A 23,695-nucleotide genomic window follows, 5' to 3' on the forward strand; every position below is an offset into this window, starting at 1 on the left:
TTTTAAAGGAGTTATAAATGAGAAAACTATTAGGTATTTCATTGATCGTTTTGTTATCAGCGTGCGCCAGCCAAACAACGCAACCCGAAGTGGATGATCTTACCGCAGGCTCGGGCGCTGGCGCCGGTTTGGGCGGCAGCGATTTAGGCGGATCCGGCTCAGGCAGACCGGGTTATTTCAGTCAATTGAATGATCCGAACAGTATCCTGTCGCAACGCAGCGTTTATTATGACTACGATAGCTATAGCGTCAAAGGCGAATACCGCGAACTGGTGCTGTCACACGCTCGGTTCTTGCGCGACAACGCCAGCGCCAGCGTAATCCTGCAAGGAAATACCGATGACCGCGGCAGCCGTGAATACAATCTGGCTTTAGGTCAACGCCGCGCCGATAGCGTTAAAAACATGATGACTTTAGCCGGTGCCCGTGATGCGCAAATTGAATCGGTCAGTCTGGGCGAAGAAAAACCGCGCGCGCTGGGAAATGGTGAATCGGTGTGGAGTCAGAACCGCCGTACCGACATCCTGTACCGGGGTGAATAAACATGCTGATACGCGCTTTCCTTCTGCTGGTATTGCTGAGCTGTAATGTCAGTTATGCCGCATTGTTTGGCGATGATGAGGCACGCGAGCAGATTAACGCATTACGTAAACAAGTGAAAGAAATGGAAGCGCGTATTGCCAAGATGGAAGAGGCGCTGAACAGCCAGGCTTTACTCGAGCTTTATTCAAAAGTTGAAACGCTGGAACAGGAATTGGGAAAGCTCAACGGACAAATAGAAATGCTGGGTAACGATAATGCGCTGTTACAAAAACGGCAGCGGGATTTCTATATTGATCTGGATAATCGCCTGCGCCAGATCGAACAGCAATCTCCTCAAAAGCGATCCCCTTCTTCTCACTTTGAGCCCAACAAAGGCGCACCCGGCAGCGCGGCTGCGCCTTCACCTTCACCAAGCGAACAAGCCGCCGCCGCGCCTCCGCTAGATGCCGATACGGTAATACCGGAATCGCCGTCATCCGAAGCCGCGGATGCTTCCGCGACTCAGGATTCCGCTGCGGTAGCCGCGAATGAGCTGACTCCACCGGGAACTACAGAAAGTGGTGCTTATAAAGCAGCGTTTGATTTGTTCAAGAACGGTGAATACGCTAATGCAATCGCGCAATTTGAGAGCTTCCTGGAAAATTACCCGCAATCCAATTTAGCGCCGGGTGCTGCTTATTGGATCGGCAATGCGCGCTATGCTCTGCGCGATTATCAATTAGCGATCGATGCGCAAAGAAAATTGATCAGCAATTACCCCGCCAGCAACAAAGTGCCGGATGCATTTTTGAACATCGCTTCCAGTCAACTGGAAATGGGCGATAGCAAGGCAAGCAAGCAAACCCTGGAAAATTTGCTGGCAAAATACCCGCAGAGCGATGCCGCCAAAAAAGCCAAACAACGTCTGGCTAACATCAAATAAACGCCCAGTTTTACCCCTAGCTGTTCAATCGTAGTTTCCCGCATTACCTGCAAAGCAATATAATCGGTCTTTTTCTCCAAGCGATCCAACATCATGCAAGCGTTAGAGACAACAGTCTTGCGTATCAGTGAGATTTTCTTTTCCTTACAAGGCGAAACCAGCAGAATTGGCTTGCCGACCGTGTTCGTACGCCTGACGGGATGCCCGTTACGCTGTGGCTACTGCGACACTGCGTATGCTTTTAGCGGCGGTGAGAACCTATCGATCGCGGAGATACTGCGTCAGGTAGCCCGGTATAAAACGCGCTATGTGACCGTCACCGGCGGCGAGCCATTGGCGCAGAAGGCATGCCTGGTTTTGCTGACAGCGTTATGCGATGCGCATTATTCCGTATCGCTGGAGACCAGCGGCGCGCTCGATTTATCTCATGTCGATACGCGAGTATCCAAGATCATGGATATCAAAACACCCGGTTCGGGTGAAGTCTCCAAAAATAACTGGCGTAATCTCGAATACCTGACACCGCAGGACGAAATCAAGTTTGTACTGTGCGACGAGGCCGATTACCAATGGGCTTGTGAGATTATTCGCAGCAGCCAATTACAGCCGATATGCCCGATCCTTTTTTCCCCCGTTTATGAAAGCCTCGATCCCGCCCAATTGGCGTCTTGGATATTGCGCGATGAATTGCCGGTCAGGATGCAGGTTCAATTGCATAAGCTGCTGTGGGGCGAGGGGCCGGGGCGGTGAAGTTTTTAGTGTTTTCCTAGCTGGATTAAATCATGAAGAAAGCGGTGGTATTACTCTCCGGCGGTCTCGATTCCGCAACGGCCTTGTCGATTGCACGCGACCAGGGTTATCAATGCTATGCGCTGAGTATCGATTACGGCCAGCGGCACCGGTCGGAATTGGATGCGGCGCGCAAAGTCGCACAATCATTGGGGGCGGTTGCACATCAAATTATTAAGCTGGATCTCACCGCTTTTGGCGGATCAGCGCTGACCGATCAGACCATCGAAGTGCCAACAAGTGGAGCAGAAACGGACATTCCGGTTACGTATGTACCAGCCAGAAATACCATCATGCTGTCACTGGCGCTAGCTTGGGCGGAAACGCTGCAATGCCAGAATATTTTTGTGGGTGTGAACGCCGTCGATTATTCCGGCTACCCGGACTGCCGCCCGGAATACATTCAAGCCTTCGAGAAAATGGCGAATCTGGCGACCAAAGCAGGAATTGAAGGCAAGAAACTCACCATTCATACGCCACTGATGCATTTGTCCAAAAAAGAAATTATCCAGGCAGGGCTTACTTTGAGTGTGGATTTCAGCTTGACGGTTTCGTGCTATCAAGCGGATGAAATGGGACACGCTTGCGGCGTCTGTGATTCCTGCCGGATTCGTAAAGCGGGGTTCGCGGCGGCGGGAAAATGCGATCCAGTGAGTTACCTTGCTTAAGTTTTCTTTAAATGATTTTTTGTTTTCAATAACTATAACTATAAGGAGATATATGAAGTTAAGAAATCTTATAAAAATAATCGGATTGGCGAGTTTCTTTCTTGCTGCACCCGTTGGTGCCGACATCAAGCTGGTTGCCAAAGTTGACCAGACTGCAGCAGGTTTTCCATCGCATTTTAGTTATAAGAATTTGCAGGAACCGGTCATCGGACCGTCAGGTCATGTCGCTTTTGCAGGGTTAGCTTTTGATGGAAGAGCTTATACAAAGGCGGCTTGGGCAGGACTGCCTGGGGATCTGGAGGCGATCATCAAGGAAAATGACACGATTGCCGGTTTTCCCGGGAATGTGTTTTTTAGCGATGTATCGAGTTCATTTTTAATAAGTCGCTCAGGAGCGGTTGCCTTTTCAGCAACATTGAAAGGAGCAATTACTCGCAATACTGCATTGGTTTACCGCAATGGTGTTACGCAAGGAATTTTAAAAGCGACCGATCAAGCGCCTGGTTTTCCGCCGGGAACAGTTGTTGGTGAAGTTACCCCGCTTGCCATTTCGGACGCGGGGGTTGTGTTAGGCGGTATGACTACTGCTGGAGCTGCGTTATGGTTTTGGGATTTCGAGAAAATTGAACGCATTTCCACAACGATAGGAGATTGCAACTATTTCTCTCTTGCTGTTTATGTTCCTGGTTCAGTAGGTATCAATCAAACGGGGAATGTAGTTTTTAATGCAACGCTTTATAGTGGAGACAAAAAGAAATGCTTTTCAGGCGGTGTATTTAAATGGAGCAATGGAAAGACAGAACTGCTTGTAGCGGATGGCGATCCGGTGCCTGGAATGCCGGACGCAGTATTCGGGGTAAGTTTGACCGAATCCCCGCCAAAAATTAACGATCAGGATGAAATCATTTTTACTGCGAAATTGATTCAAATTATCTCTTCCAGATCTACAAATAATAGTATATGGATTAAAAATGGTTTGAATGAACCAAGATTATTACTTTTAGGTGGAGAGGGGTTAAAAGAAAAATCAGATAATTTAATTTTTCCTGCAATTTTTCTTGACTCTAATTTTGCTAATTTTGGCTATTCGATGCTTCCCGTTATTGCAAACGGTTTGGATGTATTGTTAGCCGGAAAGCCGAGGGAAATACAACCATATGACGATCCGAAAGGAACGGGAGCTACACAACTGACTACGATTGCAGCTAAGAATGATCAACCACCCGGTTTCGATCCGAGCTGGTATTACAATATTTTTTCAAATCGTGCCATCAACAACGCCGAGCAATATGTTTTTACTGGTTACTCTGCTAATGCGCTAGAAAGACGCAATGTTTTTGCCATGTGGCGCGGAACCGGTACCGAACGGCCCAGATTGATTGCCCAGGACGGCATGAAGTGTTCCATAAACAACGTAGAATATATTCTCAGAGACATTGATCTTTTTCCTACCAAAGCTGTGACTTTATCAACCGCAGGAGGGCAGTCATCGTGGTTTAGCGATACTGGTGAAATTGTATTCCGTGCTTCTTTAAATAGCAGTTCAAATGTCGCCATTTTATTGATTACGGATGATAGTAAGGAACAAAGAATCTTCAGTCTGGCGGAGCAGTTATTTCCCGAGCAATTTTCTCCATCAAATGTTGATAATCAATTATTGGAAGGATTTGTCTATCGCTACTATCCAGCCACTAAAACTTATATCGGCATCAAGAACGGGGAGGTATTCGTGTTGGGTGATGCATTCGGGTCCAGCCCACAACGCATTGATACCATCGACAACACGCTTCAATTCCTGGAAAGTCTGACAGGTTCATAGTTTCCAGAAGCAGCAAATAAACGCGCCATGCTCGTTAGATGCGGGTAGGGGGTGTCCTAGATTTTGTGTAAACGGTGGTTAATAATGCCGAGGCATTCTTTCGTTAAATTGAATAGTAAACCTGTTTAGTGCCGGTTTCCAATCTCTTAGTGGCATAGACCATTTTTTGGCGATATTGCTGAGAGCCAAATAAAACAATTTGATCACGGCTTCATCGTTGGGAAACGATCCACGGTTTTTGCTGACTTTGCGTAGGCTCATATTGACTGACTCAATCGCATTGGTGGTATAAATGATGCGCCGTATCTCAGGCGGGTAGTCGAAGAATGGAATGATGCGTTGCCAGTTATTGCGCCAAGATCGGGCGATTGGTGGATAAGCATTGTTCCATTTATCTTCAAAGCCGGCTAACGCGTGCTCAGCCTCATCAATCGTGGCGGCGCTGTAGACCAAACGTAAATCAGCAGCTACTTCCTTGCGTTTATTCCAGCTGACGTAGTTGAGACTATTACGAACCATGTGCACGATACAGAGTTGTACAATGGCATGTGGATAGACGGTTTCAATCGCTTCGGGAAAGCCCTTTAAGCCATCGACACAGGCGATAAAGATATCTTGCACGCCACGATTCTTGAGTTCAGTGACAACGCTGAGCCAGAACTTGGCACCCTCGGTCTGAGCAATCCATAAGCCCAGTATTTCTTTATGGCCCTCCATGTTAATGCCGATCGCCAGGTAAATCGCTTTGGTACGAACGCTACCAGCGTCACGAACTTTGGTATGGATACAATCGAGATAGATCACAGGATACACCGCATCGAGAGGCCGGGATTGCCACTGCTTCACTTCATCCATTACGCCATCAGTGACCGTAGAAATGAGCGTAGGCGATACTTCGGCGCCATACATTTCAGTGAGGTGCTGTTGGATTTCACGCACTGTCATGCCACGGGCATACAGCGAGAGGATCTTGTCATCAAAGCCCGCCCAGCGGGTCTGATGCTTGGAAATGATCAGAGTCTCGAAGCTGCCCTCACGGTCACGGGGGATCTCGATGGGTAACTCACCGAATTCACCTTTCAGGGTCTTACGGCTTTTACCATTTCTGGTATTGCCAGTGGCATTGACTACCGTTTCGTGCTTATCGTGACCGAGATGCTCGGCCATTTCTGCTTGCAAGGCACGTTCAACCAACGCTTTGGTGAGTTGCTTGAGAAGACCATGCTCACCGATTAAATCTTCTGGCTTTTTGTAATCGGCCAGCAGGCTATCAATTAAGCCGGTTGGCAGGGGTTTGGGTGTGGTCATTTTTACTCCAAAAATATATAAGCAGTTTCCTGCAATATGACCATTTACACAAAATTATTTACACCCCCTAGCGGAATTGTTCCGTTACCCTTTTCTTGTCATTGTATAGAAGAGTTCTTATTGCAATAGCACGTAGGCGTTCAGTGTTTATTTCTTCTGATTCGCATTTTTGCTGCTTTCCTGACGGATTTTGTTTTCCAGTTTTTCCATTTGCTCCGGTGTCAGAACCGCTTTCAAGCCGGATCGTGTTTCCTCCTGGATGGACTGCAATTTTTTCCGCTCTTCGTTAAACACAGCTTCAACTTTCTTTTTTTCCGCGTTGAGAATGGTTTCAACTTTGCTGCGTTGCGTGTCGCTCAATTCCAGTTCTTTCGTCATGCGGTTGATCACCTCGCGTCCTTCGGCGGCTGCATTGTTCTTTTGCGCGTGTGCGACAGAAGCCGTGAACACTAGAACCAAAGTCAGTATTGCAGGGATTGTTTTTGAGGACATTATACGCTCCTAGTTTTGGTAGAAGATTCAACTTCAATGCGTTTGTATTGAGTGCGAAAAGGCTACCGGGTGATGTTCTCCAGTTTCATTGCATAGCAAAACTGGAGAACATACGGGGTTGAACCGGCCCCCTTTATGGAGTGTTAGAACAATCCAGAAATAGAGCGTGCCAATCCATTGGTCAATTCCGCCGCCGCTTCTTCGTATTGCAGATTCACCTTGTTGGCTGTACTGACGACGCGGGTGCGGTATTTGTTCATTTCGCTGACTTTGGTGGACGATTGCCTTCTGGCGCCGCCAACACCTTGCTTAGCATCTTGTTGCCGGTCTTCACGGACGATGACGCCTTCTTCGGCGCGCTCAGCGATCTCGACATCAGTAATCGCCATGAATGTGACATCCTTGACCGCTGCATCGGCAAGTGTGCCGGCCAGACCAAACGCCGCAGCACCGGCCAATCCGCCAATACCGGCACCGCTCCAGCCATCGATGGCTGCGCCAGTGGCTGTTCCTACGGCGGCGCCCAAGGCGGCGCTGCCCATTCCGCCATAGCCTGCTCTCAGAGCAGATTCCGCCGCGGTCGGACTGGCTTTGTCAACGCTCAGTACATTCGCTTGCAGCCAATAATGCGCTTCCTTGGGATTGGTGGTGATGCGGTAACCGCGTCCTTCCAGCGCCCGGGCGACTGTAGCGGTGATATCGAAGTTGGTCTTATCGGAGGTGTTACGGACATTCAAGTAGATAATTTTTTTATCCGGTTCAATGGGGTCCAGAAAAATGGAGTCACTCATTTTGGTTTGCACATCCAGATCTTTTTTCGCGATGGATGTATGCACTGCGGCGCATCCGCTTAAGATCAAAGAACATAGCATGATGCCTGTCAATATCCCGGTATTCTTGTTCATGGAGTAACCCATTTCATCTCCCTTTCGATGGTTAAAAAATTAAATAGCTTGATTGATCAAATCCGATTGCCGGTTATTTTTGAATATAACGGTCAGATGTTACCAGCCATAGTAATACGGCAAATAACTATTTACGCCATACAAGCCGCCATAATAAGGGCGCGCGTACCCGCCGAAATAACTGCCGTAACCAAAATTACCATATCCCCCGAGTGCGCCGCAGCCGAAACCCACGCAACTTTGCGTAACCCTTTGTGTCCGGGTCGGTGTGCCTCTTTGCGTTGCTTCCTTAAGCGCCGATGTCAAAGCCGCATCGGTCGGGACACTAAAGCGTTTGTTGGCGGTTTCGGCATTAAATTGCCGCTGAATCTCACTGATGTCTTGCCCTGCAAAGGTACTACTCGTAAAGAACGTCAGTAAAACCGCATAAAAAATAACGATGACTGGGATTGTACGCATGGAATACCTCCTAATCCAGGGTGAGTGAAATGATATTATCAACTATGAAGTCAGTTATTGTAAATTTTCGCTTGAGAAATCGTTGAACTCCTCAGCTGTCCGCTCCAGCCGAATGGAGCGGACAGCAAGCCAACTTCATTCCTGAGACTAACATTCGCGTCGATTGTTCGTGAGAAAACAAGGAAAATTTTACATATCATTTATTTCAAATACAGTGTCTTGGATTGCCCAGCTTACGCTTCGTGCTGGAATTTTTCTTGATTAAGATTAAGATATCTTGAGCGACAGCGGCTTTAATTTTAGCATCAAGGATGATTGACGCGTGGATTGGATCATCATGCCGAAATGGTTTCTTACTTGAATGCGGATTTTTAGACAGCTCTTGAGCTGCGCTCGATACGCACACCGAGTTTCTTTACCCCACGAATAATTCCCAGTTTCGCCACGCTGACTTTGATCCACGGCGAGCGAAATTCGCTCAAAATGGTTTGCGCGATATGCTCGGCCAAAGCTTCCAATAGCGAGAAGTGTTTGTTCGTGAGAATGTCGTTGATGCGGTCGACGATCAGTGCGTAATCAAGGGCATCTTCGATCTTGTCGGTTTGGCAGGCGCGGCTGGTCGGTAGTGCGATTTCCAGATCGATTTGGATGGTTTGCGGAACGATGCGCTCCCACGGGTAAACGCCGATCAGCGTTTTGGCTTTGAAGTCGTGCAGAAAAATAATATCCATCGGTGATTCAGCGGTAAAATGTTGGCCTTTGCGTGAGCGATACGGGATTCTAATCTATTTTGTCCGGATGGTTGGGTTGATATGACATTATTGCTGTTTGCTGTGCTGGCTTATTTGCTGGGTTCGGTTTCCTTTGCACTGGTGGCGAGCTGGATTTTTAAATTGCCCGATCCGCGCACCTATGGTTCAAAAAATCCCGGTGCGACCAACGTGTTGCGCAGCGGCAAGAAAGCTGCAGCGGTATTGACCTTACTCGGCGATGCCGGCAAAGGCTGGCTGGCGGTGTTTCTGGCGCAAACTTATGCGCCGCTGTGGGGATTGGGTGACGAAGCGGTGGCTGTGGCGGCGCTGGCGGTGTTTCTCGGGCATGTGTTCCCGGTATTTTTGCGTTTCCAAGGTGGTAAAGGCGTGGCGACTGCGGTCGGTGTACTGCTCGGTTTGAGTGTGTGGCTGGGATTGCTGGCGATGGCGACCTGGCTGGCGGTTGCGTTCACCTGGCGCATTTCGTCGTTGTCGGCCTTGATCGCAGCGGTTCTGGCGCCGCTGTATAGTGTCGCCCTGTTGGGCTTTGAAGCCGGGACGCTGGCGGTTTCGGCGATGTCATTGCTGCTGATCTGGCGCCACCGGTCGAATATTGTAAACTTGCTGGCGGGCAAGGAAGGTCGTATCGGCGAGAAAAAATCCCCTGAGTAGTCTCAATCACGTTTCCGGCGCTTCCAGCATCTCCAAATTCCAGCGCGCATTGACGGTAAAGCTGCGGGCCGGTTGCCGGGCGGATTCTGGCATCGCTTGCAGCCGCAGAGCACCGGCAAACGCGATCATGGCGCCGTTGTCGGTACAAAATTCCAGTTCCGGATAAAACACCGTGGCACCTTTGGCTGCGGCCCTGCCGCTGAGATTGCGGCGCAGTTGTTCGTTCGCGCCGACACCTCCGGCTACCACCAGCTGCTTCAACCCGGTTTGTGCCAGTGCGGCCAGCGATTTTTCCGTCAGCACGTCCACTACGGCTTCCTGAAACGCTAATGCGATATCGGCGCGGATTTGATCGGTGATTTCCTGTTTGTTGAGCAAGGTCAGCACCGCGGTTTTCAGTCCGCTGAAACTGAAATTCAGATCGCCGCTGTTGAGCATGGGGCGCGGCAGTTTGAATTTTCCGGGCCGTCCTTGCCGGGCGAGTTGAGATAACGCCGCGCCGCCGGGATAGCCTAATCCCAATAACTTGGCGGTTTTATCGAACGCTTCACCGGCGGCGTCGTCGACGGTTTCGCCCAGTAATTTGTAATGGCCGACAGCGTCGACTTGCATCAACTGGGTGTGTCCGCCTGATACCAACAGTGCGATGAACGGAAAGGCCGGTGCCGGCGTGGATAACAACGGCGACAGCAGGTGACCTTCCAAATGATGGATACCGAGCGCCGGGATATTCAACGCAAAACTCATCGCTGCGCCAATGCTGGCGCCGACCAGCAGCGCTCCGGCCAAGCCGGGGCCTTGGGTGTAGGCAATCGCATCGATGTCGTGCAGCTGGCATTGGGCATCCTGTAACGCTTGCTGGATCAACGGCAGCACGCGCCGGATATGATCGCGCGACGCCAATTCCGGCACCACACCGCCATATTCGCTGTGCATGGCGATTTGCGAATACAGCGTATGACTCAACAGACCGCGTCCGGTGTCGTAGAGCGCGATGCCAGTTTCATCGCAGGAAGTTTCAATACCGAGAACGAGCATCAGGAAAAGTGAAGGTTGGTTTAATGGGAGGTTGGCGGTAACGCTGTTATTTTAACATCGTTGCACTGCGGCGGTTTGTTTGCGTGTGGATTGGCAGGTAGATGCGGGGGCTGTATCGAAAATCAGGTCTGTGCTACAGTTCGTTTTTTGTAATTTTAGTGCACGAGGTAAGTCATGGATTATAACTACGAATCGGAACACACCAAATTTATGCGTGAATTTCTGGAAAAGAATCCGCAAGTGGAAGAAAAACGCTTGGCCGCGCGGAGCGTATGGTGGGATAAAAAACAGAACTTGGAAGAGCGTAAGCGTTTTAAGGAAGCCGCCGAGCCGATGAAACCGTATGTCTATTTTGGCGGGTAAGATTTTGTAACCATTCAGCTGCGTTCAATTGATAGCGCGCTGATTCCCGGGAGTATTGCCATGCAGCGATGGATTTCCGTTTTAACCGTATTTATCCTGGCGGCATGCGCGAATCTAAATGGCGCGACCGATAAGACGCAACGCAGCGAAGAGCAATTTGCCGGAGAGCATGCCGCGCTCGCGGCGTGCGTGGTGGCAAAATTACAATCCGACGGGCGGTCGTTCTTGCGGCCGCTGCAATTTAAAAACCGGAAATATCCGGATATGCATGCGTCCGAGATTCATGCCTACGATACCCGGTATCTGCGCAGTGCCATCGCGACTTACGCGCCTTCAAATCCCGATGCGATTTTGATCTATGGCAATCCGGCGCTGGAAATTCAGTCCGCCGCGCAACGCAATGACAATGACAAGCCGGTTTATGCTTTCGCTTTGTTGTTGCAGCAAGCGGATAACACGAAAGTTACCGCATCCTTGCGCGGTGATCCATTCTTCGCCGATATTGCCTGGAAAATCATGGAATTGTGCGTAGCTGCCACGGCTAAACCTTGATTCCCCAGGCCTGATCCCGCCCGTTAGTTGTTATTCCCGGATTTGGCCAATAAGAAATCCAGCGTACGCGTGCTGAGAATGCGTTTGAGGATGCCGAACAGATACGTTGGAACGGTCACATAGTACCGCGCTTGCGGTTTTTCCGCTTCCAACGCGTGAATCACTCGTTTGAGCACAGCCTCCGGCGGCAGTGTGAAGGGAACAGCCGGTCCCGGTTTGTTCAGACGGCTTAGCACGCCTTGGTACTTCTCCCGGTGAAAGCTGTTTTCGATGTTGATGTATTTTTGCAGCGCTTGGACGGCGTTCATCCGGAACTGGCTGGCGATCGGTCCCGGTTCGATCAGACTGACAAACACATTGCTGCCTTTGAGTTCCAGCCGTAGCGTATCGCTCAAGCCTTCGATGGCATATTTGGAGGCATTGTAAGCACCACGGAAAGGCAGGGCAACGAAGCCAAGCACCGAGCTGTTCTGGATGATCCGTCCATATCCTTGGCGGCGCATCACCGGTATCGCAAGATTGGTTAATTCTTGCCAGCCGAACACATTGGTTTCGAATTGCGCGCGCAAGGCGTCGCGGCTCAAGTCTTCGACGGCGCCCGGTAACCCGTAAGCGCCATTGTTGAATAGCGCATACAATTCCCCGCCGGTGCGGCGCATGGTTTCTTCAAAAGCAAAATGAATCGAATTGGAGTCGTTCAAATCCAGACGGAAGCTTTCCAGTCCTTCGGCCAGCAGCTTTTCTACGCTAGCGTGTCTTCTGGCTGTGGCAAATACACGGTAACCGCGTTCCTGCAATCCCTTGGCAACGCAGTAACCAATTCCGCTGGAACATCCTGTGATTAATATGGTTTTTTTCATTTATTCAGATCGACTTGTAATGAGTATTTCTATTTCTTGAAGCTTGACAATGAATTCAATGCAACGATAGCATCAATTGCGGCTGATCAGCTTTTCACAACAGAAAATAACATAATCGAAGGCTATTCATGGCAAAAATTATATTCAGGCTTAATGGCGTTCCCGATGATGAAGCGCGCGATGTGCGCGAATTGTTAGCCAGCCATGCAATTGACTTTTATGAAACTTCGGCGGGAAATTGGGGGGTATCGATGCCGGCGATATGGCTCAAGGATGACGGCCAGTTTGAGCAGGCACGCGCACTGCTGGATGCTTATCAAAACGAGCGGACAGTCAGAATGCGGGCGGAATATGCGCGTCTGAAGCAGGAGGGGGGAAATAGAACCTTCTTTGATGCAGTTAAAGAAAAGCCTGTCAGCTTTACGATCCATCTGGCGGTTACGTGGCTGGTTATTTATTTGTCTATCCAATTGGTTCTGGATCTTGCGCGATAAAAGACATTTTTCATGCCAGCAATTTTCTCCGTGCAATGCGGTATGATAGCGATCCAAACCTTGTTTTATCCAGGAATATTCTAAAAAGGAGAGAAAACATGAAATATACGTTGAAAGCAATGGCCGCAGTATTCGCGATAACCTCAGTGTATGCCTATGCTGGCGGAGATCCTGAGCACGTTAAGTTTCCTGAAGGCTATAGCAAAACTTTCACGCAATACGGCACCATGAATCGTGCGAATCAAACCCAGGTAGCTAAGTTGTATGCCAACGAAGCCGCGATTTCCGGCTATAAGCAAGGAAATAAAAGCGCTCCCGGTGGCGTTTTGGTGATGGAAATCTATACTCCTAAAAAAGGCGCGGATGGTAAGCCTGTAGCCGGTAGCGACGGACTCTTTGAGATCGATTCGCTGGCTGCGGTTGCGGTGATGGAAAACAGGAATAATTGGGATGCATCCTTTCCAAAGGAAAATCGCACCGGAGATTGGGGATTTGCTGTTTACAATCCCGATGGCACCGCCAAAAGCAACGATTTGAACTGTGTGCAATGCCACACACCGTTGCAAGCGCAAGACTATATGTTTACGTATCAGAAGCTGGTTGATTTCGTGAAGAAATAAGCAACCGGACTAACTGAGCGGGCGATTCTGTTTTAACAGATAGTCTGCTCAGCGATTGCCTGATTGTGCATGAAGGCTTCTGGCTTAATTGATCATGGATCGTGCTAATTAAGCTTAATCTTCTCGCCCGCCGTGCTGGTACATCATCTCGGAGAAGTGCCGCGTAATTCAATAAGCATCCTCATTTAGATAATTCAAAGAATCGATGAGCGACTCAGTTCTCAATTTAGATAAACTCAATACCTGGCGGCAAATGGATCCCGAAGGTGGAACCGGGTTTATAAAAAAACTGATCACCATTTATTTGTCGTCCGCGCCCGTATTTCAGATGCGGATTGAGCATGCTATTCAAGCTGCGGATAGCGATGCATTGGTCAAAGCGGCGCATACTTTGAAGTCCAGCGCGTCAAATGTGGGTGCTGAATTGCTTGCTGATATTTGCCGGCAATTGGAAGAGTATGGCGATAAAAATGAGCTCAGCAGTGCTGCTGAGTTGCTGGCAGAAATGCAAAACGAATCCCGGCGGGTGATAACTGCGTTAGAAGAGTTATTGGGGAAATGTTGAGTTGCAATGCAATTGACTGGGTTTGCTGAGCGCTAGTTTCCCATCACTATCCACAGAGGAAAATCCATGCGTGAAGTTGTTATTCTAAGCGGTGTGCGCACGGCGATAGGCGATTACGGCGGTGCGTTAAAGCAAGTTGCGCCCGTTGATCTGGCGGCTAAAGTGGTTCGTGAGGCAGTCTTGCGTGCTGGGATTGATCCTAATGAAGCCGGACACCTGGTTTTTGGCAATGTCATACACGGTGAAGCGCGTGATATGTATCTTGCGCGCGTGGCTGGTATCAATGGCGGTTTGCCGCAACATACTGCCGCACTGACGGTAAACCGGCTGTGCGGAAGCGGCTTGCAAGCCATTATTTCAGCCAGTCAGAATATATTACTCAACGATACCGATGTGGCCATTGCGGGCGGAGCCGAATCCATGAGCCGTGGCGGTTATTTGTTGCCTGCTTTGCGCTGGGGTCAGCGCATGAACGACGGCGGCACTGTGGATATGATGGTGGGCGCGTTAACCGATCCCTTTGATACTGTGCATATGGGAGTTACCGCGGAAAATATCGCTGCGCAGTGGCAGATTAGCCGGGAAGAGCAGGATGCATTTGCCGTGGAAAGTCATCGGCGTGCGCTACGGGCGATTAAGAATGGTCATTTCAAAGAGCAGATAGTGCCTGTGGAAGTGATTGAGCATAAAAAAACCGTTATTTTCGATACCGATGAGCATCCGCGTGAAAATGTGAGTATCGAAAGCTTGGCTAAATTACGTCCGGTTTTTCAGAAAGATGGCACAGTGACAGCGGGTAACGCTTCCGGCATTAACGATTGTGCAGCGGCATTGGTGTTGATGGAGGGGGAAGTGGCGCAAAAGCGTAACCTTCATCCGATGGCGCGGCTGGTTTCGTACGGTCATGCCGGCGTTGATCCTAAATTTATGGGCATTGGCCCGGTTCCAGCAGTTCAGAATGCGTTGCGGCGCGCCGGTCTTAGAATATCAGATATGGATGTCATTGAATCCAATGAAGCGTTTGCTGTGCAAGCTTGCGCAGTGGCAAAAGAATTGCAGTTTGATCCGGAGAAAACCAATCCGAATGGCGGTGCCGTAGCGTTGGGTCATCCCATCGGAGCGACGGGAAGTGTTTTGGCAATCAAGGCGATTTACGAGTTGCAACGTAGCGGCGGGCGATATGCGCTGGTTACAATGTGCATCGGCGGCGGGCAAGGGATTGCTGCTATTTTTGAAAGACTTTGAAAGATTCCCGAATGTTGGTTAACCGGAATTTCGCATTGACTGGGGTGGGTAATTAAGCTATAGTCACGGCTTTTTTAAGTACGGGTAAAGCTGTCTTTCCAAGGGCAGGTGGTGAACATGTCTTGGATTAAGAATAGGCCGCTCAAGATTGTTTTGCGCGTGCAGTTGCTGATAACGCTGGTGGTGGCAGTTGCTATAGGGATTTTTCTTGGCGTGCAAAGTGCGATTTCAGCAGCATTGGGAGGAAGCGTAAGTGTGATTTCCTCGGCAGCGTATGCAATCATCGTTTCTCATCATAAAGGTTATACCGCAGGAGAAACGATCAGAACCGCACTAAGAGCAGAATCGGTAAAAATAATATTAACCGTCATTTTGTTATGGGTAGTGTTTAAATTTTATGAAGATGTAAACGCTTTCGCGTTTATCGGAACATTTATCCTGGCAGTTTTGGCTTATAGCATGGCATTGTTGGTATCGGACGATACGAAGTAAGATAAATTTATAAAAGTAAAGTAGGCGCGCATGGCATCGGGAACAGAACTTACTCCAACATCATATATTGATCATCATTTAACCTATTTAACAACACAAGTCAGTGAAGGTTCTTTTTGGGTATTGCACATTGATACCTTGATCACATCCGTAATCCTCGGTGTTATCAGTTTTGGTTTTATCTGGTTGATTGTGCGTAAAGCTACGCCAGGTGTGCCTTCTAAAAGCCAGGCATTTGTTGAGCTTGCGGTCGAGTTTATTGATAACGAAGTAAAAAATACATTTCATGGTAACCGGCATGTGCTGGTTGCGCCTTTGGCATTGACCATTTTCATATGGGTTTTGATGATGAATGCCATGGATATACTGCCAATCGATATCATGGCTTGGATCACGGAAAATGTATTTGGATTGCATAACTGGAAGATTGTGCCTACAACGGATGTCAATACGACTTTTGCGCTGGCGCTTTCAATATGGTTTTTGATGATTTTCTTTAATCTCAAGGTTAAGGGATTTGGTGGGTGGATGCATGAGTTGTTCTGTACGCCATTTGGAAAAAATCCCCTGCTTTGGATACTGAATTTATTATTTAATTTTATCGAGTATGTGTCCAAGCCTTTGTCTCATTCGTTACGGCTTTTTGGAAATATTTATGCGGGCGAGATAATTTTTCTGCTGCTCGGCATGTGGGCAGCTACAGGAGTATCGGGCACAATTTTTGGTTCTATTTTAGGCGCTGGTTGGGCGATATTTCATATATTGATCGTTACTTTGCAGGCATTTATTTTTATGATGCTGACAGTGGTTTATATATCAATGGCGCACGAATCTCACTAAATTAAATTTTATAGAGCTCATCTAGTAACATATTATTAATCTTAACAAAAGGAAATTAAAATGGAGAATTTGCAGTTTTTGGCAATGATTCAGGCGTACACCGGAATAGGTATTGGTTTGATGATCGGACTTGGTGCGGCGGGCGCGTGTATTGGTGTGGGTGTGATGTGTAGCCGTTTTCTTGAAGGTGCAGCACGTCAACCGGAAATGATACCGACTCTGCAAGGTAAAGTGTTTCTTCTGCTGGGTTTAACTGACGCGTCTTTTATTATTGCTGTTGGTCTGGCTATGCTGTTTGCATTTGGAAACCCATTGTTGGCAGTGATTCAATAACAATGCTGTTGTTGTTTAGATCGGAAATTACAGGCTTGTCATGAATATTAACTTTACTTTAATTTCTCAGGCGATAGCCTTCTCGGTATTTATTTGGTTCACGGTCAAGTTTGTGTGGCCACCACTGCTGCGCGCGATAGAAGAACGTCAGAAAACGATAGCCGATGGTTTGGCTGCCGGAGAGCGTGGCCGTCATGAATTGGAGTTAGCCAGTCAGCGCTCATCTGATGTGTTGAAAGAAGCGAAACAACGTGCTTCGGAAATCATTCTGCAGGCTGAAAAACGAGCTACCGAAATCGTCGAGGAAGCTAAGCGAACCGCAAAAGAAGAAGGCGATCGTATTATAACGGGTGCTAAAGCAGATATTTCGCATGAGGTATTCAGCGCAAAAGAAGCTTTGCGTCAGCATGCTGCTCAGTTAGCAATTGCTGGTGCAGAGAAAATATTACGCCGGGAAGTTGATGCTAAAGCACATGCGGATATACTGATTGCAATTGAGGAAGATTTGAAATAATGGCTGAAGCGATTACAGTTGCGCGACCCTATGCGGAAGCAGTGTATAAGCATGCTGTTGCTAACGATAGTTTGTCGCAGTGGTCAAAAATATTGCAGCTAGCTGGAATGATTGCTGAAGATAATGATATGAGATCACTGATCGGTAATCCAATAATTTCAGCAAAACAACTTGGCGAAATATTTCTAGAGATCGGAAAGAGTAAATTTAATTCCGAAGCTCGTAATCTAGTGATGTTGCTGGCAGAGAATAAACGGATATCAATATTGCCGCAGATTAGTCAGTTATTTGAGCAGTTGAAAGCGCAGCATGAGGGTGTTCTTGAGGCAAAAATAGCCAGTGCTTTCGCATTGGAAGGTAAGCAACTAAAAAAATTAGTTGATGATCTGGAACAAAAATTTAAGCGCAAAATAGAGGCTCAGGTAAGTGTTGATCCAGAGTTAATTGGTGGTATAAAAGTTGAGATTGGTGATGAGATTCTAGATGCCTCGGTACGCGGTAAGCTTGAAGCTATGGCCATTGCCCTTAAAAGCTAGGAGTTAAATGAAATGCAGTTAAACCCATCCGAAATCAGTGAGCTGATTAAAAAAAGGATAGAAGGACTTGTTGATACGGCAGAGGTTCGTACACAAGGAACGATTGTTTCTGTAACAGACGGTATTGTTCGTATACACGGCTTATCCGACGTGATGCAGGGTGAGATGTTGGAATTTCCTGGCAATACTTTCGGTTTGGCGCTGAATCTGGAGCGTGATTCCGTGGGCGCCGTTATTATGGGTTCGTATGAACACATATGCGAAGGCGATACAGTCAAGTGTACTGGGCGTATTTTAGAGGTACCCGTAGGTGAAGGCTTGCTGGGCCGTGTAGTGAATGCGCTGGGGCAACCGATTGATGGTAAGGGTCCAATTACAGCGGCGAAATCTGAGCCGATCGAAAAAATTGCACCGGGTGTAATCTGGCGGCAATCCGTAGATCAACCCGTACAAACCGGACTGAAGTCTGTCGATTCGATGGTTCCGGTTGGGCGTGGACAGCGTGAGTTAATTATCGGTGATCGCCAAACAGGTAAGACTGCTGTAGCGATAGATGCGATTCTCAATCAAAAAGGCCAGAACATGCTGTGTATTTACGTGGCAATCGGGCAGAAAGCCTCTTCGATTGCCAACGTGGTGCGCAAACTGGAAGAACATGGTGCCATGGAATATACCATTGTTGTGGCTGCAACAGCATCAGAGTCAGCGGCAATGCAATTTATCGCACCTTATTCTGGGTGTACCATGGGTGAATATTTCCGTGATAAAGGCCAGGATGCACTGATTGTATACGATGATTTAACTAAACAAGCTTGGGCTTATCGTCAAATATCCTTGCTGCTGCGTCGGCCACCAGGCCGCGAAGCCTATCCGGGTGATGTGTTTTATCTCCATTCGCGTTTGCTGGAAAGAGCGGCGAGAGTAAGTGCTGCCTATGTCGAGAAAGCAACAAATGGCGCGGTAAAAGGTAAAACAGGTTCTTTGACAGCGCTACCGATTATTGAAACACAAGCTGGTGACGTGACAGCATTTGTGCCAACGAACGTAATTTCAATTACTGACGGGCAGATATTTCTTGAAACAGACTTGTTCAACGCTGGTATACGTCCTGCAATTAATGCGGGGGTATCGGTTTCTCGTGTGGGCGGTGCAGCTCAAACGAAGGTCATTAAGAAATTGGGGGGCGGTATACGGCTGGCATTGGCGCAATATCGTGAATTGGCAGCTTTCGCACAATTTGCATCGGACTTAGATGAAGCGACTCGCAAACAGCTTGAGCGTGGAAAGATGGCAACAGAGTTGATGAAGCAGCCTCAGTATGCGACGCTCAGCGTATCAGAGATGGCGCTTACACTATTCGCAATCAACAATGGCTACTTTGACGATGTTGAAGTGAATAGAGCACTTGCGTTTGAATCTGCGTTAAAAAACTATATACGCGGTCAACATGCTGCAATTCTTGACAAAATTGAGAAAAGTAAAGAGCTCAATGCGGAAACAGAAAAAGAATTGACCGCTGCGATTCAAGAATTCAAGCAAAACGGAACCTATTAAGCAAATGGCCGGCAGCAGAGAAATCCGCAATAAGATAAAGAGTGTAAAAAATACACAGAAGATTACGCGGGCCATGGAAATGGTCGCAGCGTCGAAAATGCGTAAAGCTCAAGATCGTATGAAAAAAGCCCGTCCCTATGGTGAGAAGATACGGAATGTGGCTGCTCATATGAGCCGGGCAAATACCGAATATCGGCATCCTTTTTTGATTGCGCGTGATACCGTTAAACGAATTGGCGTCATCGTCGTGACTTCGGATAAAGGCCTGTGCGGCGGGTTAAATACCAACGTCTTACGCAAAGCTCTGAATCAGATGAAGACCTGGAAAGCAGAAGGAGAGCAAATCGAAGTCTGCTGTATCGGTAACAAAGGCTTAGGTTTTATGAGCAGAGTTGGTGCAAGTATCACTTCGCAAGTAGTAAATCTAGGTGATACTCCAGATATATCAAGGCTCATCGGCGCCGTAAAAGTGGTACTTGATGGTTATACTCAAGATCAGTTTGATCGAGTGTACATTTTTTATAATCGTTTTATTAATACCATGAAGCAAGAGCCTGTGATGGAACAATTGCTTCCGCTGACTGATGATCGTATGCAAAGTAGCGAACAAGATGGCGATAAATCTAAAGCGGCATGGGATTATATTTACGAGCCAGAAGCAAAGCCTGTCATTGATGATATCATGGTGCGCTATGTAGAAGCATTGATATATCAAGCAGTAGCAGAAAATATGGCTTCGGAGCAATCTGCCAGGATGGTGGCGATGAAAGCTGCATCGGACAATGCGGGCAATGTTATTGATGAACTGACATTAATTTATAACAAGTCTCGACAAGCAGCAATTACGAAAGAGCTATCCGAGATCGTCGGTGGCGCTGCAGCTGTTTAAAACATTTTTGAATATAGAGTCTAGGGAACAACGATGAGTCAAGGAAAAATTGTTCAGTGTATTGGTGCGGTGATTGATGTGGAGTTTTCGCGCGAATCTCTGCCAAAGGTATATGATGCATTAATTATGGAAGGCTCCGAGCTTACGCTAGAAGTGCAACAGCAGCTTGGTGATGGCGTGGTGCGTACCATTGCATTGGGATCTTCTGACGGATTACGCCGTGGAATGGTAGTGCAAAATACCGGTAAGCAGATTACCGTGCCTGTTGGAACCAAAACGCTGGGAAGAATTATGGATGTTTTGGGCCGCCCCATTGATGAAATGGGTGATATCGGTGCTGATCAACAAATGTCAATCCATCGTGAAGCACCTGCGTTTGATGAATTATCGGCATCAACCGAATTGCTGGAAACCGGCATTAAAGTGATTGATTTAATCTGTCCATTCGCTAAGGGCGGGAAAGTAGGATTGTTTGGCGGTGCAGGTGTTGGTAAAACCGTCAACATGATGGAATTGATTCGCAATATTGCGATTGAGCACAGCGGATATTCAGTATTTGCAGGCGTTGGGGAACGCACGCGTGAAGGAAACGACTTTTATCATGAGATGAAAGAATCGAAGGTTCTGGATAAAGTGGCATTGGTTTATGGGCAAATGAATGAGCCACCTGGAAACCGTCTCCGCGTTGCGCTAACCGGACTGACAATGGCAGAATCATTTCGTGACGAAGGCAAAGATGTGTTGTTCTTCGTTGATAATATCTACCGCTATACACTGGCTGGAACAGAGGTTTCAGCTTTGCTAGGACGTATGCCATCTGCAGTGGGGTATCAACCGACACTAGCAGAGGAAATGGGGCGATTGCAAGAACGTATCACATCGACTAAAACAGGTTCAATTACATCTATTCAAGCTGTTTATGTACCAGCGGATGATTTGACCGATCCATCTCCAGCAACAACATTTGGACACTTGGATGCGACCGTTGTGTTGTCGCGTGATATCGCATCGTTGGGAATTTATCCGGCTGTCGATCCTCTTGACTCCACATCTCGTCAGTTAGATCCGCAAGTTGTTGGTGAGGACCACTACAATACTGCTCGTGCTGTGCAGCAGACATTGCAACGTTATAAAGAATTGCGAGACATTATCGCGATTCTGGGAATGGACGAGTTATCACCGGAAGATAAGCTGGCAGTTAGCCGCGCGCGTAAGATTCAGCGGTTCTTATCTCAACCGTTTAACGTAGCTGAGGTATTTACCGGTTCACCAGGAAAATATGTTTCTCTTAAAGATACGATTAAAGGCTTTAAGGGAATTGTCGAAGGTGAATATGATGATTTACCTGAACAAGCATTCTATATGGTCGGTAGTATCGAAGAAGCTGTTGAGAAAGCGAAAACACTTCAATAAACCAAGAGGAAATAGTGATGGGTACCATATTTCATCTTGATATCGTTAGTGCTGAAGAATCTATTTATTCCGGTCCCGTTGAATTCTTGGTGGCGCCGGCGCAAATGGGTGAAGTAGGTATTTATCCGCGCCATACACCGATGCTGACAAGAATAAAATCTGGGATGGTGCGGATCAAAGCGCAACTTAAAGAAGAAGAATTAATCTATGTATCGGGTGGAATGCTGGAAGTCCAACCTGATGTGGTGACGATATTGGCGGATACTGCAGTACGTAGTCACGATCTTGACGAAGCTAAAGCGCTCGAAGCGAAGCGGGCTGCTGAAGAAGCAATGAAAAATCGAGAATCCGAACTGGATTACGCTAAAGCGCAGGCCGAGCTGATAGAAGCGATGGCACAATTAGCGGCAATTGATAAACTAAGAAAACGCGGTCATTGATTGTAAGTCATAAGTTCTAATGATGAAAAAGGCGACATAAGTCGCCTTTTTTGTATCTATTTATCAAACATTGATCTGGTTACAATAACTAGATTGTAAGCAGTAAAAGATAATGCGCTGGATTACATCAAATCGACGAGGAGATTTGACTGCATTTGTTGTTCATTTATGGCGCATTTAGTTAGAATCCATTGAAAACTTCATTTCATAAGTAGATTATCGTGTCCAAGCTTAATGTAGTGATACTGGCAGCCGGTGCTGGAAAGCGTATGCAATCAACACTTCCTAAGGTGTTACATACTTTGGCGGGGCGTCCACTGCTAATGCATGTCATTAACACAGCACGCATGCTCTCGCCTGACAAAATCTGTGTTGTTATAGGTCATGGCAGCGACCAAGTAAAACAGTCGATCACCGACGATGATTTGACATGGGTGTTGCAGGCGCAACAATTAGGCACCGGACATGCGCTCATGCAAGTCTTACCGCAATTGAATACCAATGGATTCACGCTGGTTTTGTACGGTGATGTGCCATTGGTTCAGATTCAAACTTTGCAACAGTTAATCGCAGCGGCAGGGGAAAAAAGCTGTGCGCTATTAACTGCAATAATCGATGATCCTTTTGGCTACGGCAGGATTTTGCGTAATCGGGAAACCGGCGAAGTTGTTGCAATCGTTGAGCAAAAGGATGCCACTGCAGAACAGCAGAGTATCCGTGAGGTTAATACCGGAATAATGCTTATACCTAATCAGCATTTGCATCAATGGCTGCCAAAGCTTGAAAACAAAAACACGCAGCGTGAATATTACTTAACTGACATCATAGCGATGGCGGTAAAAGATGGTATATATGTCGCATCGTCACAAGCGGGCAATTTTTGGGAAGTCATGGGCGTAAATAACAAGCATCAGCTGGCCGAACTTGAGCGTGCTCATCAAAACAACTACGCTGAGAAGCTGTTGGAAGAAGGGGTCAGCTTACTCGATCCCAATCGGATAGACATACGGGGTGTACTGAGCTGCGGTTCTGATGTTGAGATTGATATTGACTGTATTTTTGAAGGGGTCGTTAGACTGGGTGATTCCGTCCGGGTAGGCGCGCATAGCATATTAAGAAATGTAACGGTTGGGGCGGGGAGTATTATTCATCCCTTCAGTCTGATTGAAGATGCCGAAATTGGAGAAGATGGTAAGATCGGCCCTTACGCACGCATCCGTCCAGGAACGCGGCTGGCTAAGAAAGTGCATATCGGAAATTTTGTCGAAGTCAAAAATAGTCAAATTGCAGCAGGAAGTAAAGCAAATCACTTAAGTTATATTGGTGATTCCACCGTAGGGGAAAATGTCAATATTGGCGCTGGAACAATTACTTGTAATTATGATGGCGCAAACAAATATCGAACAGTCATTGAAGATGATGTGTTCATCGGATCCGATACACAGTTGATTGCGCCCGTTAAGATTTCAAAAGGGTCGACTATCGGTGCTGGATCTACTATCACTAAAGAAACTCCGGAGAATCAGCTTACCTTGTCCAGATCGAAGCAAGTCAGCATTACTGGATGGAAGCGCCCACAAAAATCAAAAGCATAGTAAGTCTATGCAGTATCGTTCTT

Annotated in this window: 29 protein-coding genes; 22 read left to right on the forward strand and 7 right to left on the reverse strand. The window is 47.6% G+C overall.

Annotated elements, in window-relative coordinates; genetic code table 11:
- Positions 1–17 precede the first annotated feature (17 nt).
- The 5 genes from pal (at position 18) to R2103_RS01030 (ending at position 4,741) form a co-directional block, all read left to right on the forward strand.
- The gene (gene pal, locus R2103_RS01010) at positions 18–542 is read left to right on the forward strand and encodes a peptidoglycan-associated lipoprotein Pal (RefSeq protein ID WP_317529724.1); all 525 of its coding nucleotides are present in this window, start codon (positions 18–20) and stop codon (positions 540–542) included.
- A gap of 2 nt (positions 543–544) precedes the next feature.
- Positions 545–1,465 (forward strand): tol-pal system protein YbgF, encoded by a 921-nt coding sequence (gene ybgF, locus R2103_RS01015; protein WP_317529725.1) that lies wholly within the window; start codon positions 545–547, stop codon positions 1,463–1,465.
- Positions 1,466–1,558: 93 nt separating this feature from the next.
- Positions 1,559–2,215 carry a 7-carboxy-7-deazaguanine synthase QueE gene (queE, locus tag R2103_RS01020; protein WP_317529726.1) on the forward strand — a complete coding sequence of 219 codons (657 nt, stop codon included), beginning with the start codon at positions 1,559–1,561 and terminating at the stop codon, positions 2,213–2,215.
- Between the two features lie 32 nt (positions 2,216–2,247).
- Positions 2,248–2,922, forward strand: a complete 675-nt coding sequence (gene queC, locus R2103_RS01025; RefSeq protein WP_317529727.1) for a 7-cyano-7-deazaguanine synthase QueC — start codon at positions 2,248–2,250, stop codon at positions 2,920–2,922.
- Positions 2,923–2,974: 52 nt separating this feature from the next.
- Positions 2,975–4,741: a hypothetical protein gene (locus R2103_RS01030; protein ID WP_317529728.1), complete on the forward strand. Its 1,767-nt coding sequence runs from the start codon at positions 2,975–2,977 to the stop codon at positions 4,739–4,741.
- Positions 4,742–4,819: 78 nt separating this feature from the next.
- Here R2103_RS01030 and R2103_RS01035 read toward each other — a convergent pair whose 3' ends face one another.
- From R2103_RS01035 to folB, 5 genes are all read right to left on the reverse strand, one after another.
- The gene (locus R2103_RS01035; RefSeq protein WP_317529729.1) at positions 4,820–6,049 is read right to left on the reverse strand and encodes an IS256 family transposase; all 1,230 of its coding nucleotides are present in this window, start codon (positions 6,047–6,049) and stop codon (positions 4,820–4,822) included.
- 147 nt (positions 6,050–6,196) lie between these two features.
- Positions 6,197–6,541, reverse strand: coding sequence for a hypothetical protein (locus tag R2103_RS01040; RefSeq protein WP_317529730.1), 345 nt, complete (start codon positions 6,539–6,541; stop codon positions 6,197–6,199).
- Positions 6,542–6,684: 143 nt separating this feature from the next.
- The gene (locus R2103_RS01045; RefSeq protein WP_317529731.1) at positions 6,685–7,377 is read right to left on the reverse strand and encodes a complement resistance protein TraT; all 693 of its coding nucleotides are present in this window, start codon (positions 7,375–7,377) and stop codon (positions 6,685–6,687) included.
- A 168-nt stretch (positions 7,378–7,545) separates the two neighbouring features.
- Positions 7,546–7,905: a hypothetical protein gene (locus R2103_RS01050; protein WP_317529732.1), complete on the reverse strand. Its 360-nt coding sequence runs from the start codon at positions 7,903–7,905 to the stop codon at positions 7,546–7,548.
- Between the two features lie 371 nt (positions 7,906–8,276).
- Positions 8,277–8,636 (reverse strand): dihydroneopterin aldolase, encoded by a 360-nt coding sequence (gene folB, locus R2103_RS01055; RefSeq protein ID WP_317529733.1) that lies wholly within the window; start codon positions 8,634–8,636, stop codon positions 8,277–8,279.
- An 81-nt stretch (positions 8,637–8,717) separates the two neighbouring features.
- Here folB and plsY point away from each other — a divergent pair, with 81 nt between their 5' ends.
- Positions 8,718–9,329 carry a glycerol-3-phosphate 1-O-acyltransferase PlsY gene (gene plsY / locus R2103_RS01060; protein WP_317529734.1) on the forward strand — a complete coding sequence of 204 codons (612 nt, stop codon included), beginning with the start codon at positions 8,718–8,720 and terminating at the stop codon, positions 9,327–9,329.
- A gap of 6 nt (positions 9,330–9,335) precedes the next feature.
- On the opposite strand, the gene tsaD is transcribed toward plsY, so the two are convergent.
- Positions 9,336–10,367 carry a tRNA (adenosine(37)-N6)-threonylcarbamoyltransferase complex transferase subunit TsaD gene (gene tsaD / locus R2103_RS01065; RefSeq protein WP_317529735.1) on the reverse strand — a complete coding sequence of 344 codons (1,032 nt, stop codon included), beginning with the start codon at positions 10,365–10,367 and terminating at the stop codon, positions 9,336–9,338.
- A gap of 174 nt (positions 10,368–10,541) precedes the next feature.
- On the opposite strand from tsaD, the gene R2103_RS01070 reads away from it, so the two are divergent.
- Together R2103_RS01070 and R2103_RS01075 are read left to right on the forward strand one after the other, a co-directional pair.
- Entirely contained in the window at positions 10,542–10,730 is a 189-nt protein-coding gene (locus R2103_RS01070) for a DUF3460 family protein (RefSeq protein WP_090317792.1), read from the forward strand.
- Positions 10,731–10,790: 60 nt separating this feature from the next.
- The gene (locus tag R2103_RS01075) at positions 10,791–11,282 is read left to right on the forward strand and encodes a hypothetical protein (protein WP_317529736.1); all 492 of its coding nucleotides are present in this window, start codon (positions 10,791–10,793) and stop codon (positions 11,280–11,282) included.
- 23 nt (positions 11,283–11,305) lie between these two features.
- On the opposite strand, the gene R2103_RS01080 is transcribed toward R2103_RS01075, so the two are convergent.
- The gene (locus tag R2103_RS01080; protein WP_317529737.1) at positions 11,306–12,142 is read right to left on the reverse strand and encodes an SDR family oxidoreductase; all 837 of its coding nucleotides are present in this window, start codon (positions 12,140–12,142) and stop codon (positions 11,306–11,308) included.
- A 128-nt stretch (positions 12,143–12,270) separates the two neighbouring features.
- On the opposite strand from R2103_RS01080, the gene R2103_RS01085 reads away from it, so the two are divergent.
- From R2103_RS01085 to glmU, 14 genes are all read left to right on the forward strand, one after another.
- The gene (locus R2103_RS01085; protein ID WP_317529738.1) at positions 12,271–12,636 is read left to right on the forward strand and encodes a DUF6164 family protein; all 366 of its coding nucleotides are present in this window, start codon (positions 12,271–12,273) and stop codon (positions 12,634–12,636) included.
- Between the two features lie 98 nt (positions 12,637–12,734).
- Positions 12,735–13,256: a cytochrome P460 family protein gene (locus R2103_RS01090; protein ID WP_317529739.1), complete on the forward strand. Its 522-nt coding sequence runs from the start codon at positions 12,735–12,737 to the stop codon at positions 13,254–13,256.
- A 205-nt stretch (positions 13,257–13,461) separates the two neighbouring features.
- A complete protein-coding gene (locus R2103_RS01095; protein ID WP_317529740.1) occupies positions 13,462–13,821 on the forward strand; it encodes an Hpt domain-containing protein in 360 nt (119 codons plus the stop codon).
- 66 nt (positions 13,822–13,887) lie between these two features.
- Positions 13,888–15,066, forward strand: a complete 1,179-nt coding sequence (locus R2103_RS01100) for an acetyl-CoA C-acyltransferase family protein (protein ID WP_317529741.1) — start codon at positions 13,888–13,890, stop codon at positions 15,064–15,066.
- Positions 15,067–15,183: 117 nt separating this feature from the next.
- Positions 15,184–15,558, forward strand: a complete 375-nt coding sequence (locus tag R2103_RS01105; protein WP_317529742.1) for an ATP synthase subunit I — start codon at positions 15,184–15,186, stop codon at positions 15,556–15,558.
- Between the two features lie 30 nt (positions 15,559–15,588).
- Positions 15,589–16,398: a F0F1 ATP synthase subunit A gene (gene atpB / locus R2103_RS01110; RefSeq protein WP_108697669.1), complete on the forward strand. Its 810-nt coding sequence runs from the start codon at positions 15,589–15,591 to the stop codon at positions 16,396–16,398.
- 60 nt (positions 16,399–16,458) lie between these two features.
- Entirely contained in the window at positions 16,459–16,731 is a 273-nt protein-coding gene (atpE, locus tag R2103_RS01115) for a F0F1 ATP synthase subunit C (protein WP_046848906.1), read from the forward strand.
- A 40-nt stretch (positions 16,732–16,771) separates the two neighbouring features.
- Positions 16,772–17,245, forward strand: a complete 474-nt coding sequence (locus R2103_RS01120) for a F0F1 ATP synthase subunit B (protein WP_132427145.1) — start codon at positions 16,772–16,774, stop codon at positions 17,243–17,245.
- A complete protein-coding gene (locus R2103_RS01125) occupies positions 17,245–17,781 on the forward strand; it encodes a F0F1 ATP synthase subunit delta (RefSeq protein ID WP_132427143.1) in 537 nt (178 codons plus the stop codon). The genes R2103_RS01120 and R2103_RS01125 overlap by 1 nt, the downstream gene beginning before the upstream one ends.
- Positions 17,782–17,793: 12 nt before the next feature.
- Complete coding sequence (atpA, locus tag R2103_RS01130) at positions 17,794–19,335, forward strand: F0F1 ATP synthase subunit alpha (protein WP_121166184.1); 1,542 nt, start codon at positions 17,794–17,796, stop codon at positions 19,333–19,335.
- A 4-nt stretch (positions 19,336–19,339) separates the two neighbouring features.
- The gene (gene atpG / locus R2103_RS01135; RefSeq protein ID WP_317529743.1) at positions 19,340–20,224 is read left to right on the forward strand and encodes a F0F1 ATP synthase subunit gamma; all 885 of its coding nucleotides are present in this window, start codon (positions 19,340–19,342) and stop codon (positions 20,222–20,224) included.
- A 33-nt stretch (positions 20,225–20,257) separates the two neighbouring features.
- A complete protein-coding gene (gene atpD / locus R2103_RS01140; RefSeq protein ID WP_317529744.1) occupies positions 20,258–21,637 on the forward strand; it encodes a F0F1 ATP synthase subunit beta in 1,380 nt (459 codons plus the stop codon).
- Between the two features lie 17 nt (positions 21,638–21,654).
- Complete coding sequence (locus R2103_RS01145) at positions 21,655–22,077, forward strand: F0F1 ATP synthase subunit epsilon (protein WP_160818001.1); 423 nt, start codon at positions 21,655–21,657, stop codon at positions 22,075–22,077.
- Positions 22,078–22,298: 221 nt separating this feature from the next.
- Positions 22,299–23,672, forward strand: a complete 1,374-nt coding sequence (gene glmU / locus R2103_RS01150; protein WP_317529745.1) for a bifunctional UDP-N-acetylglucosamine diphosphorylase/glucosamine-1-phosphate N-acetyltransferase GlmU — start codon at positions 22,299–22,301, stop codon at positions 23,670–23,672.
- The last annotated feature ends 23 nt before the right edge of the window (positions 23,673–23,695 follow it).

The organism is Nitrosomonas sp. Is24 (assembly GCF_033063335.1).
Classification (GTDB): domain Bacteria; phylum Pseudomonadota; class Gammaproteobacteria; order Burkholderiales; family Nitrosomonadaceae; genus Nitrosomonas.